The organism is Roseivirga seohaensis subsp. aquiponti, assembly GCF_001267955.1.
GTDB classification, from domain to species: domain Bacteria; phylum Bacteroidota; class Bacteroidia; order Cytophagales; family Cyclobacteriaceae; genus Roseivirga; species Roseivirga seohaensis.
In genome coordinates this window covers 74,968-89,556 of record NZ_JSVA01000001.1, presented here as the reverse complement: position 1 = coordinate 89,556, position 14,589 = coordinate 74,968, and the positions used below count along the sequence as shown (strand labels likewise).

The window sequence follows — 14,589 nt, the reverse complement described above, 5'->3', positions numbered from 1 at the left end:
CTTGCTAGGCATTCAGAAAACGAAACTATATTTGACGAAATATTAAGGTAATGACTATTGTAGAAGAATTCAATGATTATCGCGCCAAGATGAACGAAAAAATCTTGGAAGAGAACAACACAGTGTTGAAAAGATTATTTAATCTAGACACTAATGCCTTTGCTCCTGGTGCATTGGATGGAAAAGTAAAAGAGCTAATCGGGCTTTCTAGCTCTATGGTATTAAGGTGTGACGACTGCATCAAATACCATTTAGGAAAATGCCACGAATTGGGAGTGACCACTAAAGAAGTTTTCGAAGTCTTTTCAATTGCAAACTTGATTGGCGGAACCATTGTAATTCCTCACCTTAGAAGGGCAGTTGAATTTTGGGATGAGCTCAATAAATAATGTATAAAAAGGATTTAGAACTTCAGAGGAATTGGGCAAGGTTGCTTACCCATTTAGAGCAACTTTTGGGCAAAAGGCCCAAAGATCTTAATGGGGTTCTATTTCTTATTGGGGTTCAAGAGCTTGGCAACGGCAAACAAAATTTTACTAAGGAAGAAAAGCAAGATTTAATGCACATTGCTATTTGCAAAGTATTAAGTCTTTCAGGATTTTATGAACTAGAGGGAATTGATGCTGATGGTTGGCCTCACTGGAAAAAAACAGATGTTTCATTACCTCACTTCGATTTAATGGATCAAGAAAAGCTTCTCAAAATGCATGTAATTGAATATTTTGAGACTGAATTAAAAATTGAATTATGAAGATTATCAGCTATAACGTAAACGGAATTAGGGCCGCCATGAAAAAAGACTTTGTGGGTTGGCTAAAAACCGAAAACCCTGATATTCTTTGTTTACAAGAGCTAAAGGCATTGCCCGATCAAGTAGATACTTCTGAATTTAAGGCTTTAGGCTACCATTTATATTGGGAGCCTGCACAAAAAAAAGGATACAGTGGAGTAGCGATTTTCAGTAAAATTGAGCCGCTTCACGTGGAACATGGTTGCGGAAACCCTTTGTATGATGCTGAAGGAAGGGTAATCAGAGCCGATTATGAAGATTTCTCGGTTATGAGCGTTTATATGCCAAGTGGAACAAGCGGAGACATTCGCCAAGACTTTAAATATGAATGGCTCGACTTCTTTTTTGAGTACGCCAATGAATTAAGAAAAACCATTCCTAACTTAATTATAAGCGGAGATTACAATATTGCTCACAAAGAGATTGATATTCACAACCCCGTTTCTAACAAAAACTCATCTGGCTTCTTGCCTGAAGAAAGAGAATGGCTGACAAAATATACAGAAGCTGGCTTTATTGATTCCTTCAGAGTTTTTAATCAAAACCCGCACGAATACTCTTGGTGGAGCTACAGAGCAAACTCAAGAGCAAATAACAAGGGCTGGAGAATAGATTATCACATGACCACAGCAGAAATGCAAGACCGATTAGTGAGCGCATCTATCTTAAACGATGCTGTTCATTCTGACCACTGCCCGATACTCCTAGAAATTCGATAATTTAAATCGTATATTTCTCCTTTAGTCAATTGTTATACAATCAAATACGTTTCAATCACGTATGAGTATTTACAAGTTTAAATTCAGGAGATGAGTTCTAACCAACTACTAAAACAGCAACTTCAGGCATATAAGAAAAAGTTCTACACTAACCGGTTGATCAAAGGCTCTATTCTGTTCTTAGCCTTTTTTCTTAGCCTTTTTATTATAGCCAATGCTTTTGAGTTTTCGGCACGTCTAAGTGGCGGAGGTAGGGCTATCCTTTTCTTTTCTTTCGTTTTTGGAAGCTTATTAGCTTTCTTCTGGTTTGTTGGTAAAAATTTATACCACTTAAGAAACGCACAAAAACACTTATCGAACGAAGAGGCCTCTAAGCAAATTGGAGCCCATTTTCCAGAAATTTCAGACAAGCTTTTAAACATAATTCAGTTAGAAAAGCTCAATATGGCACAAAACGAGTTGCTTTTGGCCAGTATAGAGCAGAAAAGTAAGGAAGTAGGTAAAATTTCATTTGTGAATGCCATAGACTACAAAGGCAACCGAAAATACCTCCGATATGTGATAGGACCAGGTGCCATTATCGTTATTCTACTGCTTTTCATTCCCCAGTTTCTTACAGAAAGTTCTACAAGAATAATAAACTATAATACTGAGTTTCTTCCTGAAGCTCCTTTTTCCTTTTCTATTAAAAACACCGATTTTAAAGCCTTTAAGGGCGAAAACTTTACATTAGAAGTAAATACTGAAGGGCGCTCTATTCCTCAAAATCTTTATGTATGGACAAATAACCGTAAGGTAAAAGCCAATAAAACAGGCCCAGAAAGCTTTCAGTATACATTCACCAGAATTCAAGCAGATACTAAGTTTTCGTTAGAAGCGGAAAGTATTACTTCGTCAGAATATAAAATTGAAGTTGTTTCTAGACCTTCACTCTCGTTATTCAACCTTGAACTTGAGTTTCCGAAGTATTTAAAACGAGAAAAAGAGCAGTTAGAAAACTCTGGAAACGTTTCTGTTCCCGAAGGCACCATTATTAAATGGAAATTCGATACCGATAATACAGATGAAGTAAAGCTCAATTTTCCAGAGCTTGACATATATGAAAAGGCAAAAAAGAGCTCAAACGGTACTTTCAGCTACGAACAAAAAATCAGTAAGTCTAGTCGTTATTCCATCCAACTCAAGAATGAATACAGCCTCAACCGCGACTCACTTGTTTTCGCAGTTGAAGCAGTAAAAGATCGTTATCCCGAAATCACCTTAGATCAATATCAAGATACCGTCTTATTCAAATCTTTAGTTTTAGGTGGAAATATTACTGATGACCATGGCTTTTCTCGCCTTTCTATTTTCTACCAATATCAGGACGACCAAAACTTTGAAGAACTTCCTTTAGAACTAAATAAAGCTTTGAATAGCCAGAGTTATTATAAGGTTTTCAATTTAGATTCAGCTAAAATTACTGCTGGCGCAGAAATCAAATATTACGTACAGGTTTCTGATAATGACGGAGTTAATGGGTCAAAATCTGTAAAAACAAGCACATATTCATTCAAAATACCTTCAAAAGAAGAAATTGAAGAAGAAATTGATCGCACCGCAGAAAAGGTTCAGAAAGACATAGATAAAACCTTAAAAGAGGCCAAAGAGCTTAATGAAAAACTAAGTGAGGTAGATGAACGCCTGAAAACTAAAAAAGAATTGGATTGGCAAGATGAAAAGCTGATGCAAGATATTCTTAAGCAGAAAGATCAACTAGCAGAGAAGTTGGAGGAGTTAAAGAAAGAAAATCAGCTTAACAACATGAAGAAAGAGCAATTCTCTCCTCAAAACGATAAGATTCAAGAAAAAATGAACCAACTACAAGAGTTGATGAATGATATTCTTGATGATGAAACCAAAAAGCTCTATGATGAATTGAGAGAACTGCTTGAAGAACAAGGTGATATATCTGAGTTCAGAGATAAAATAGAAGAGATGAAAAACAAGGGTGGCGACCTTGAAAAGGAGATAGAAAGAACTTTAGAATTATTCAAAAAACTTCAATTCGACATGAAATTGGAGCAGAACATAAAGGAATTAGAGCAAGCCATTAAAGACCAAGAACAGCTGATTGAAGAAACTCAAAACGAAAAATCAAGTTCAGATTCTCTCAGCCAAAAACAAGCTCAAGAAAAGAAAGACCTCGAAAAACTTCAAGAGCAAATGGAGAAGCTAAATGAGTTAAATGAAGAAAGAAAAACCCCAGATGACCTACCTAGCGACTTAAAAGAACAATTTGAAGAAATAAAGGAAGAGCAAGAAAAAGCGCAAGAAGAACTTCAACAGGAATCTGAGCAAGAAAATAGCCAAGAGAAATCTAAAGAAGAACAGGAAAAAGGACAAGAAGAGCAACAAAAGGGTAAACCTTCGCAGCAAAGACAAAACGCAACCAAAGCTCAGCAAAAAGCAGCTGAGAAAATGAAGGAAATGAAAAAGAACCTTGAATCAATGCAAGGTGGTATGGAAATGGAACAGCAGCAAGAAAACCTTGAGTTCTTAAAAGAGCTTGTAGATAACCTTGTTACGCTTTCTTTCAATCAAGAAGACCTGATGAATTCTTTCCGTGAAATACGCGAGAGTGACCCTAGATTTGTAGATCTTACTCAGAAGCAACTCAAGCTTAAAGACGACTCTAAAATCGTTCAGGATAGCCTAATTTCCCTTTCTCAGCGGGTATTCCAAATCTCGTCATTTGTAATGAGAGAGGTGAGTGAAATGAACCGACAGATGGATGGCGCTTTGGACGAATTGAAAGAAAAAAGAATCAATCAAGCTACTGGAAAACAGCAGTTTACAATGACTTCTATTAATAATTTGGCCTTATTATTAGATGATATCGTTCAGCAAATGCAAAACCAAATGGCCAGCTCGTCTAACAAAGGCAATAAAAAGAATAAGCCAATGCCTGGTGGATTAAGTGAACTCCAGAAACAGCTTAGTGAACAAATAAGTGAATTAAAGAAAAGTGGAAAATCCGGAAGGCAACTTTCTGAAGAATTAGCAAAACTAGCAGCAGAGCAGCAACGTTTGAGAAATGCACTTGAAAATTTTGAAACCGGAGTTGATGGAGATAATTTAGGCGAGAAAATTGATAAGCTCATTGACCAGATGGAAAAGAATGAGGAAGACCTTATCAATAAAAATCTGACGGAAGAAACTGTAGAAAGACAACAAGAAATACTTACCCGTTTGTTAGAAGCTGAAAACGCAATGAACGAAAGGGGTGAAGATGAAGAAAGAAAAGGAGAAACGGCCACTGATTATGACATATCAGTACCAGAATCTTTAAACGAATACCTTAAGGCAAAGGAAAAAGAAATTGAATTATTAAAAACTATTCCTGCTGTTCTTAATCCATATTACAAGCAAGAAACCAATAAGTATTTCAAAAAAATAAAGCAGAAGAATTAATTCTCTACATGAACACTATTAGCATTGAAATTCCTTCTCTAGTTGAGAACATTCGTATTGTCGAAAGTTTTATAGACAACGCCAAAGAAAAGTATCAGTTAGATGATGACCTTTACGGAAACATCATGATTGCCGTTATCGAATCGGTAAACAATGCCATTATTCATGGTAACCAATTAGAGAAAAGTAAGTTCGTGCATCTTTCTATGATTTTGGAAGAAACCTCGGTTACATTTATGATAAAAGATGAAGGTAAAGGGTTTGTTATCAACAACTTACCCGATCCAACGGCACCTGAAAACTTAGCTAAACCAGGTGGAAGAGGTATCTTCTTAATGAAGCATTTAGCTGACGAAGTTGCTTTCAATGATAACGGACAAGAAGTTAAACTTACGTTCTACCTTAATTAATGGACAATATTAACTTCTTTTCTGAAGACATTGACTTCACATTAAAATCAGAAGATCAAATAATTACTTGGCTACAGCGCATTGCAGAGGCCGAAAATAGTTCGATAGAAGAGATTAGCTATGTTTTCTGCTCAGATGATTATCTATTGAAAATCAATCAAGAGTATTTAGATCACGATTATTATACAGACATTATCACTTTTGATAATCGCGATAACCCAGAAGACCCAATAGAATCTGACATTTTCATCTCGATTGACAGGGTAACAGAAAATGCCTCTGATCAAAATGTATCCTTCGAACTTGAACTCAAAAGAGTTCTCGCACATGGCTTACTTCACCTCATCGGTTATAACGACAAGACAGAAGAAGAGCAACAGCTCATGAGAGAAAAAGAAGAAGCTTATCTATCTTTACAAATCAATTAAAAAATCAACTGTTCCACGTGAAACACTATAACGCAATCAACTAGCATTGTAGAACTGTTCCACGTGAAACATCAAGAAGAAAATTATATGTTCAATCAATACGATGTCATAGTTGTTGGTGCTGGCCACGCTGGTTGCGAAGCTGCAAATGCTGCTGCAACTATGGGTTCAAAGGTTCTTTTAGTAACCATGAACATGAATACCATAGCTCAAATGTCATGTAATCCCGCAATGGGCGGGGTAGCAAAAGGACAAATTGTAAGAGAAATAGATGCACTTGGAGGTATGTCGGGAATTATTACCGATAAATCTATGATCCAATTCAGGATGCTCAACAAGTCCAAAGGTCCGGCAATGTGGAGCCCACGTACTCAAAGTGACCGAATGAGGTTTGCGGAAGAATGGCGATTGGCACTAGAGCGTAATCCTAATATCGATTTTTGGCAAGAAATGGTCACTGGCATTATCGTAGAAAACAATACTGCAGTAGGTATTACCACCGGAATGGGTATTGAGATTAGATCAAAATCTGTTGTGCTTACGAATGGCACTTTTCTTAATGGCCTCATTCATATTGGTGAAAAACAATTTGGTGGTGGCAGAACAGGAGAAGGAGCATCTAAAGGAATCACTGAACAACTCGTTCAGCTTGGCTTTGAATCAGGCAGAATGAAGACTGGAACACCTCCAAGAGTAGATGGTCGATCTTTAGACTATTCCAAAATGGAAGAACAAAAGGGTGACGATGTGCCTGGAAAATTCTCTTTTTCTCCTTCAACTACACCATTGCTTCAACAGAAAAGTTGCTATATCACCTATACCAACCCAGAAGTACACGCAATTTTGGAGACTGGTTTCGACAGATCGCCAATGTTCAATGGTAGAATTCAAGGTTTAGGACCACGCTATTGCCCATCTATAGAAGATAAAATCAATCGTTTTGCCGAAAGAACAAGACATCAAATCTTTGTTGAACCAGAAGGTTGGGACACTGTTGAAATCTATGTCAATGGATTTTCAACATCATTACCAGAAGACGTACAGTTTAAGGCAATACGTAAAATAGCCGGTTTTGAAAATGCCAAAATGTTCAGACCAGGTTACGCTATCGAGTATGACTACTTTCCCCCAACACAGTTAAGTACGACTCTCGAAACCAACCTTATTCAAAACCTGTACTTTGCTGGTCAAATTAACGGAACCACCGGTTACGAAGAAGCAGCTTGCCAAGGATTGATGGCTGGAATTAATGCGCATAATAAAACACACGATAAAGAACCTTTTGTTTTAGGAAGGTCTGAAGCCTATATCGGAGTATTAATTGATGACCTGATTAATAAAGGTACCGATGAACCTTATAGAATGTTTACTTCTAGAGCGGAATACAGAATACTCTTACGACAAGATAATGCAGATATTCGCCTTACGGCCAAAGGTCATAAACTTGGATTAGCCTCAGACGAAAGACTTAAAAATGTAGAAGAGAAAAAGAAGTCTGTTTCGAAACTGCTAAATGATATTCGACAAAAGAAGATCGATCCAGATAAAGCCAACCCAGCTCTCGCTTCACTTGGTACAGCAATCATAGAACACAGAACCAATTATGCCAAGCTGTTAAAGCGGCCACAAATCAATATCTATGATCTACCATCATTCGATGAAGAGCTTGCAAACTACTTGGCAAAGTATGATCATGAAGTTATAGAGCAAGTTGATATTCTTATCAAATACGAAGACTATATAGATAAAGAAGAAAAGTTGGCTGATAAAATCAGTAGCTTAGAAAACCATACTATTCACAACGATTTTGACTTTGATTCCATTAGTGCTTTATCTGCAGAAGCTCGAGAGAAATTCAAGAAAATAAAGCCATCTACAATTGGGCAAGCTTCAAGAATAAGTGGAGTTTCACCAGCAGATATTTCAGTACTTATGGTTTATATGGGTAAATAAAAAATGGAAAGATTAGAGGAATGTCCACTCTGTGGAAATGCCCAGTTTGAAAGCTATTTGAAAATCAATGATCATTTCTTGAGCCATGAAGAGTTTCAACTTCAGAAGTGCTCTTCATGCGATTTAGTCTTTATCAACCCAAGACCTACACAAGCTGAAATAGCCCCGTATTATAAATCCGTAGATTATATTTCGCATTCCAATAAAACCAAAAGTCTTTCTAGCCTTCTATACAAACTAGTAAGATCATATACGCTTGGAAAAAAATATAGACTCATTAAATCGCAGCTCCACCAGACCTCACAAATTCATCATTTAGATTACGGTTCAGGAACTGGTCATTTTATAGATTATACTTCAAATAAGGGCTGGATATCTAAAGGCTATGAACCAGATCAAAATGCCTTATCTCATAATAATAAATCAATTCAGAAGTTGATTCTACATAATTTAGAATCAATTAAAGATAATTCTTACGATGTAATCACCTTATTTCATGTTTTAGAACATGTACATAACCTTAACTCCGTGTTAGGGTTATTGATCAATCAACTCAAACCAAATGGAATATTATTATTAGCACTTCCTAATCATAAATCATATGATGCGAAGCACTACAAACAGCATTGGGCTGGTTATGATGTACCCAGACATCTTTATCATTTCGATAGAACAAGTGTAAATCAATTAGCTAAACAACATGGCCTAAAAATTGATAAAATTGAACCAATGGTGTTTGATGCTTTTTACGTAAGTATGCTTTCAGAAAAATATTTGGGCAATTCTATGACTCTAGTTCGCGGAATATTAAATGGATTTAAATCCAATAGCAAAGCAAACAGCAATGGCGAATACAGTAGTTTAATCTTTATCCTCAGAAAATGACAAGAATACAGATTCTTTCCACTGCCATACTATTATCAATACTAGGTTGTGCCCGTATATCATCACCAACTGGCGGACCTGAAGATAAAGATCCACCCATTCTAATTACTTCCAACCCAAGTGATGGTCAAACTCAATACAATCAAAAAACAGTAACACTAGTTTTCAACGAAGCAGTTACTACAAAATCTATTGAGAACAACCTGATCATTACACCTTCAATAGGTGGTAACTTTAAGACAAAAATCAAACGTAATACTGTCCAATTGTTATTCGATAGCGCCTGGAGAGCAAACACTACCTATTCCTTTAACTTCGGAAATACAATAGTAGACCTAAATGAAGGCAATATTCCTGAAAACCTTTATCTCAGTTTTTCAACTGGTGAAACAATTGACTCATTATCCATTTCAGGAAAAATAACCAATTTATATACATCTGAACCAGTAAAACAGGCACTCGTTTCATTATATCCGGCTTCCGACACGTTGAATATCACTTCTGGAGCCGCTCTATATTTAACAAAAACCGACACGGCAGGAAACTATAAATTCCAAAACCTTCCTTCCGGAAATTTCTTAGTGTATGCAGCAGTAGATAAAAACAATAATTCTAAAGCCGATACTGAAAAAGAGCTTTATGGTTTTCTGATGGACACGGTAAATCTAACAGAGAATATCGCTCAACAATCATTCTCATTACAAAGACTCAATGTTCTTCCTTTGGCTATCAAAACGAATCGCCATTTCGGAAAATACTACGATATCACTTTCAACAAACCCATTACATCTTATGAATTAGAAAGCGATATACCTCTAAGCCATCATTTGTATAGTGCCGACAAAATTAGAATTTACAATACCATGGAAACTTATGGTGATTCCACCAACTTGGTCATAAACGCAAATGATTCTATTGACAGCAGATTGAAACAAATTGTTAAACTCTATTTCAACGAATCCAACTTGGAAGGAGATAAGCTAACGCACGACATATATCCATCAAGCCCTTATATTTCTAATATCTTCAATCTTAAAGTAGCCTTTAACAAACCCATAGTAGCTTATAATTCTGAGAAAGTAATTCTTCAAAAAGATAGTCTCAATCAATTTTCCATACCTGATTCATTGATGACATGGAACACTTCAAAAACAGAAATTTCCTGGACCTTAAATGCAAGCAACTATATAGAACCTGGTGAGCAATTACAAGCCATTTTCGAAAAAGGAGCATTTGTAAGTGTTGAAGCAGATACATCATCACTCATTCAAAAAGCATTTCAAGTAGCCAAATCAGAAGACTCAGGGCTAATACAGGGCACCATAACAACAGATGCTCCTCACTTCATCATACAATTATTAAATAATCAAGGAAACGTAATTCGTGAGCTGTATAACATTAAGAATTACACCTTCAACAACCTTGATGCAGGTAATTATAAAGTGAGAATGATTATCGATACCAACAATAATAAAATACATGATGTTGGAAATATACTTACAAGAACACCTTCAGAATCCATAATATTCTACACAGATCCCATTTCGAAAAGCAAAACCATTAGCGTTAAAAAGAACTGGGAAATAGGCGATATAAACATTTCTCACACTGTGAATAACAAGGATTAACTGTGAATAAGAACGAGGATAGACCAACTACAATCCACACTACTCCACATTCATCAGTACCCACTTAAAGCCAAGTGGATAAATTCGTAACCTTTCAAGTAATTTTAAGAACCCCATCCACATTTTAAAAGTCAGTAATTATTATCCACAAAATTGATCGCTATTCACATAAAAAAAATAACTAACTAATAATCAGTAATTTGTAAGTTAATAAGATGTGCATAAATGAAATACTCTATACAACTTACCAACAGATTTGAAGAACAAATGTGGGGAATCAAGTTGTACACATATCCACAGTCTTAATAGAGAATAATTATCTTTAATCAATTAACTATATTTAATTACTACCGTGTTGAAAATGTTAACAACTATGAGGAAGACAGCTCTTTTTCTATTTATGATACTTATCACTAGTGCTGCATTTTCGCAAGTTGATGCCATTGCACTTGCAAATGAATATTACGAGCAAGGAGAGTTTGAGAAGGCATTAACTGAGTATAAAAAATTAGCCAAGAACAACTCAAACATTCCTAGAATACACGACAACTATTTAAAATTACTTTTAAGCGAAGAAGAATTTAAAGAAGCGGAAAAGTACCTAAAGGGTGTAATTAAAGATAATCCAGAAAACTTCTTCTATAAGGTAGATTTGGGAATGCTCTACAAAAGTCAAAAAGAAGAGGGAAAGTCAGAGCAAGTATTTGATGACATAATTGCTGAGCAAGCGAAGGATGCCGGAGAAAATCAGAAAACAAATGGTATAAGATTCTTAGCTCAGGTATTCTTTGAAAAAAACTTAAGAGAAAAGGCGCTAGAAACTTATCAGCAAGGAAGAAAAGCAATGAACCGGCCTGAAATGTTTTCATTAGAATTGGCAAATGCTTACCAGTTAATGAATCAAAAGCAGGAGATGGTTTTAGAATATCTCATTTTTTCAAAATCGCAGCCACAAAACTTGAGCTATGTTAAAAACTCATTTCAACGAGTACTTACAGAACCTGAAGATTTAGATACACTTGAAACAACGCTCTACGATTTCATTCAGAAAGACGCAGGTAACCCTATTTACAACGATCTATTAGTTTGGACCCACCTACAGCAGAAAAATTTCGCGGCTGCCTTACGGCAGGCTAGGGCCTTAGATAGAAGGCTTCAGAATAATGCAGAAAATATTATTAACGTGGGTTTGATTGCATTCAGAAATCAAGAATACAAAACAGCACAAAAGGCATTTGATTATGTACTTACGGAGTTTCCCGATAGTCCGAGTAAAAATTTAGCACAACGTTATGTTTTGTTGGCCGATGAAGAAGTGGTCAAGCAAACCTATCCTGTGGATACTACTGCAATTAGAAGCTTAATTGTGAAATATGATGCCTATAAAGAAAACTTAAGAGACGTTTTTAATATCATTGATGCCAATAGAAGGGTTGCGCATTTGTATGCTTTTTATTTAAATGAAATACCAAAAGCCATCGAAATCCTAACAGAGAATGTGAACCAACCAGTAGGTAAACATCGGGTAATTGCAGAATCAAAAATGGATTTGGCAGATATCTATCTACTTAATGAAGAACCTTGGGAATCAATTTTACTCTATGCTCAAGTAGAAAGAATGTTTAAAGACGAGCCCCTTGGTTATGAGGCAAAACTGAAAAGCGCGAAACTTTCTTACTTCAAAGGAGAGTTTGAGCTTGCCCAAAGTCATTTAGATATTCTAAAACTTGCTACATCACGAGAAATTGCAAATGATGCCTTAAACCTCAGTATTCTAATTAAAAATAATACCGTTTTTGATTCTACAGATGTGGTGATGCAAGAATACGCCAATATTGAATTACAACTCTTTCAGAATCAAAAAAATGAAGCTATTGTGGCTCTAAACCAAATGATTGAAAAATATCCTAAGCACTCAATTATTGACGAGGTATATTTTTTAATGGCAAAAACAGAAAGAGAGCTTGGCCATTTTGATAAAGCTTTAGCCGCTTTAGGAGTTATAAATCAGACACATTATTTTGAAATTTTAGGAGATGACGCTCTGTTTCTAACAGGAGTTATTTTAGAGGATGACTTAAAAGACAAAGAAAAAGCAATGGATGTTTACCTTCAATTGCTGGAAAAATATAAAGGAAGCATTTTCGTTTCCGAAGCCCGTAAAAGATTGAGAGAACTGCGAGGAGACTTTGGTTAATTTTTACTGCTCACAGATTTTATTATCTTGATAAACATTAGCCAATAATTATGAACACTGCTACACGCCTTTTTGAACTGCTCCCTAAACAGTTAGAACAGTATAATCTTGATGTTTGCCTAGCTGATAAAAAAAATGGCAAATGGCGAAAATTTTCTACTCAGGAAGTAATAGATAAATCAACCCAACTTTCGTTTGGGCTGATGAATAAAGGTATACGACCAGGAGAAAAAGTAGCCATTATAAGTGAAAATAGAACAGAGTGGAATTTTGCAGATGTAGCCATCCAGCAAATTGGTGCCATCAGTGTACCTATGTATCCTACTATATCTGATGACGATTACGCTTTTATTTTTGAACACTCCGAAACCAAATTGGTCTTCGTTTCTACAGAGGAAATTTATCTTAAAGCGAAAAACGGTGCACTAAAAGCAAATCTTGATTTACCGATTTATATTTTTGATGAGTCCAAACTTACAGAGCATTGGTCTTCACTTTTAGCCGATGGTTCTGCCGAACAAAAAAAGGAAATGGCTGACCTACAAGGCCAAATTACCGAACTCGATCTTGTTACTATCATTTATACTTCTGGCACCACTGGTCGCCCTAAAGGCGTAATGCTTAATCATAAAAACATTATTTCTAACGCCACTGCCGTTTCAGAAAGAGCAGAATACAAAAAAGGCCATGATAAAGTACTAAGTTTTTTGCCTCTATGCCATATTTTTGAACGAACCGCAATTTACTTCTATTTTCAGCTTGGCTTATCTGTTCATTATGCCGAAAGCTTAGAAACGATTAGTGATAATCTGCAAGAAATTAAGCCGCATGGATTCAATACAGTTCCTAGGCTCATCGAAAAAATTTACGATAAAATTATCGCCAAGGGTTTCGCACTTTCTGGAATCAAGAAGCAGTTATTCTTTTGGGCTGTAAACTTGGGTCTTAAATATAATCCAGATCAGCAAATGGGATTTGCATATGATTTTAAACTGAAGATAGCACGAAAACTTATTTTCAGTAAATGGCAAGCAGCTTTAGGAGGAAATGTTCGACACATAATAGTTGGAGCATCGGCAATTCAACCCCGATTGAAAAGGGTGTTTTGGGCGGCAGACATTAAAATTTTAGAAGGTTACGGACTGACCGAAACATCTCCGGGCATTAGTATTGGTATGCCAGACCCTATTCAGGCTAAACTGGATTACGTTGGCCCACTACTTACAGGTGTGCAAGTTAAAATAGCCGATGACGGAGAAGTTTTAGTAAAAGGACCTAACGTAATGATGGGCTATTACAAAGATTCAGAAAAAACTGATGAGGTAATTGTGGATGGCTGGTTTCATACGGGCGATATTGGCGAATTAACAAATGATAGTTTTTTAAAAATCACCGACCGAAAAAAGGAAATGTTTAAAACCTCAGGAGGTAAATACATAGCCCCTCAGGTAATGGAAAATAAACTGAAAGAGTCCGTTCTTATAGAACAGGTAATGGTGATAGGTGAAAACAGAAAATTTCCAGCGGCCTTAATTGTTCCAAATTTAGAAGCAGTTGGAGCTTGGGCAGAGCGTCATGGTTTGAATAAAACCGACCCCGGATTATTGAAAAATACTGAAGTCATAAATAAGTTTAAAGCAGAAGTAGATGCTACCAATCAGAGTTTTGGTCATTGGGAACAAGTAAAGAAATTTGAGATTATAAACGAACAATGGGGCATAGCTTCAGGAGAGCTTACACCAACGTTAAAACTTAAAAGGCGGATTATAAAAGAAAAATATGCCGATCTTATAGAGAAGATTTACGCAGTCTAATACCTTCGCCCAATGGCTAAATCATTTAACAACTTACGCGTAGGAAAAAAATTCACACTTCTTAATTTTTCCGAGTCTTTTGAATTTGAAGTAATAGAAATATTCGAAAATGGAGATTGTCGTTTAAAGGATATAAATACATTAGAATACTATAATCTTTTTAGCCTAATTCAATATGGAAAAGGAGATGATTTCGATATTGAAGAATTGAATAAATGATTAAATATCTGTTATCAAATGCCCGTGCCAATAAAATTACTTTAGTTACAGATCTTTTTTTGCTAATTTGATGCATAATATTGTATCTCACAT

Annotated in this window: 12 protein-coding genes; all 12 read left to right on the top strand. The window is 35.9% G+C overall.

What is annotated here, in order from left to right; translation table 11 throughout:
* Nucleotides 1-50: 50 nt before the first annotated feature.
* The 12 genes from OB69_RS00335 (at nt 51) to OB69_RS00280 (ending at nt 14,496) form a co-directional block, all read left to right on the top strand.
* Nucleotides 51-389, top strand: coding sequence for a carboxymuconolactone decarboxylase family protein (locus OB69_RS00335; protein ID WP_053221695.1), 339 nt, complete (start codon nt 51-53; stop codon nt 387-389).
* The gene (locus tag OB69_RS00330; protein WP_053221694.1) at nt 389-751 is read left to right on the top strand and encodes a hypothetical protein; all 363 of its coding nucleotides are present in this window, start codon (nt 389-391) and stop codon (nt 749-751) included. Before OB69_RS00335 ends, OB69_RS00330 begins: the two co-directional genes overlap by 1 nt.
* Nucleotides 748-1,509 (top strand): exodeoxyribonuclease III, encoded by a 762-nt coding sequence (locus OB69_RS00325; protein ID WP_053221693.1) that lies wholly within the window; start codon nt 748-750, stop codon nt 1,507-1,509. Before OB69_RS00330 ends, OB69_RS00325 begins: the two co-directional genes overlap by 4 nt.
* Before the next feature lie 90 nt (nt 1,510-1,599).
* Nucleotides 1,600-4,962, top strand: a complete 3,363-nt coding sequence (locus OB69_RS00320) for a DUF4175 family protein (protein ID WP_053221692.1) — start codon at nt 1,600-1,602, stop codon at nt 4,960-4,962.
* An 8-nt stretch (nt 4,963-4,970) separates the two neighbouring features.
* Nucleotides 4,971-5,372, top strand: a complete 402-nt coding sequence (locus tag OB69_RS00315; protein WP_053221691.1) for an ATP-binding protein — start codon at nt 4,971-4,973, stop codon at nt 5,370-5,372.
* Nucleotides 5,372-5,800: an rRNA maturation RNase YbeY gene (ybeY, locus tag OB69_RS00310; protein WP_053221690.1), complete on the top strand. Its 429-nt coding sequence runs from the start codon at nt 5,372-5,374 to the stop codon at nt 5,798-5,800. The genes OB69_RS00315 and ybeY overlap by 1 nt, the downstream gene beginning before the upstream one ends.
* Nucleotides 5,801-5,887: 87 nt before the next feature.
* Nucleotides 5,888-7,753: a tRNA uridine-5-carboxymethylaminomethyl(34) synthesis enzyme MnmG gene (mnmG, locus tag OB69_RS00305; protein WP_053221802.1), complete on the top strand. Its 1,866-nt coding sequence runs from the start codon at nt 5,888-5,890 to the stop codon at nt 7,751-7,753.
* A 3-nt stretch (nt 7,754-7,756) separates the two neighbouring features.
* On the top strand, nt 7,757-8,638 hold the full coding sequence (locus OB69_RS00300) for a class I SAM-dependent methyltransferase (RefSeq protein ID WP_053221689.1): 882 nt from the start codon (nt 7,757-7,759) through the stop codon (nt 8,636-8,638).
* Nucleotides 8,635-10,266: an Ig-like domain-containing protein gene (locus tag OB69_RS00295; RefSeq protein WP_053221688.1), complete on the top strand. Its 1,632-nt coding sequence runs from the start codon at nt 8,635-8,637 to the stop codon at nt 10,264-10,266. The genes OB69_RS00300 and OB69_RS00295 overlap by 4 nt, the downstream gene beginning before the upstream one ends.
* Nucleotides 10,267-10,639: 373 nt before the next feature.
* On the top strand, nt 10,640-12,463 hold the full coding sequence (locus OB69_RS00290) for a tetratricopeptide repeat protein (RefSeq protein ID WP_185096834.1): 1,824 nt from the start codon (nt 10,640-10,642) through the stop codon (nt 12,461-12,463).
* A 50-nt stretch (nt 12,464-12,513) separates the two neighbouring features.
* A complete protein-coding gene (locus OB69_RS00285) occupies nt 12,514-14,277 on the top strand; it encodes an AMP-dependent synthetase/ligase (protein ID WP_053221686.1) in 1,764 nt (587 codons plus the stop codon).
* A 12-nt stretch (nt 14,278-14,289) separates the two neighbouring features.
* A complete protein-coding gene (locus OB69_RS00280; protein ID WP_053221685.1) occupies nt 14,290-14,496 on the top strand; it encodes a hypothetical protein in 207 nt (68 codons plus the stop codon).
* Nucleotides 14,497-14,589: the final 93 nt, after the last annotated feature.

Excerpts from the sequence above, each read along its gene's own strand:
- OB69_RS00335 (WP_053221695.1), top strand. The coding sequence starts at position 51 with ATGACTATTGTAGAAGAATTCAATGATTATCGCGCCAAGATGAACGAA.
- OB69_RS00330 (WP_053221694.1), top strand. The coding sequence starts at position 389 with ATGTATAAAAAGGATTTAGAACTTCAGAGGAATTGGGCAAGGTTGCTT.
- OB69_RS00325 (WP_053221693.1), top strand. The coding sequence starts at position 748 with ATGAAGATTATCAGCTATAACGTAAACGGAATTAGGGCCGCCATGAAA.
- OB69_RS00320 (WP_053221692.1), top strand. The coding sequence starts at position 1,600 with ATGAGTTCTAACCAACTACTAAAACAGCAACTTCAGGCATATAAGAAA.
- OB69_RS00315 (WP_053221691.1), top strand. The coding sequence starts at position 4,971 with ATGAACACTATTAGCATTGAAATTCCTTCTCTAGTTGAGAACATTCGT.
- ybeY (WP_053221690.1), top strand. The coding sequence starts at position 5,372 with ATGGACAATATTAACTTCTTTTCTGAAGACATTGACTTCACATTAAAA.
- mnmG (WP_053221802.1), top strand. The coding sequence starts at position 5,888 with ATGTTCAATCAATACGATGTCATAGTTGTTGGTGCTGGCCACGCTGGT.
- OB69_RS00300 (WP_053221689.1), top strand. The coding sequence starts at position 7,757 with ATGGAAAGATTAGAGGAATGTCCACTCTGTGGAAATGCCCAGTTTGAA.
- OB69_RS00295 (WP_053221688.1), top strand. The coding sequence starts at position 8,635 with ATGACAAGAATACAGATTCTTTCCACTGCCATACTATTATCAATACTA.
- OB69_RS00290 (WP_185096834.1), top strand. The coding sequence starts at position 10,640 with ATGAGGAAGACAGCTCTTTTTCTATTTATGATACTTATCACTAGTGCT.
- OB69_RS00285 (WP_053221686.1), top strand. The coding sequence starts at position 12,514 with ATGAACACTGCTACACGCCTTTTTGAACTGCTCCCTAAACAGTTAGAA.
- OB69_RS00280 (WP_053221685.1), top strand. The coding sequence starts at position 14,290 with ATGGCTAAATCATTTAACAACTTACGCGTAGGAAAAAAATTCACACTT.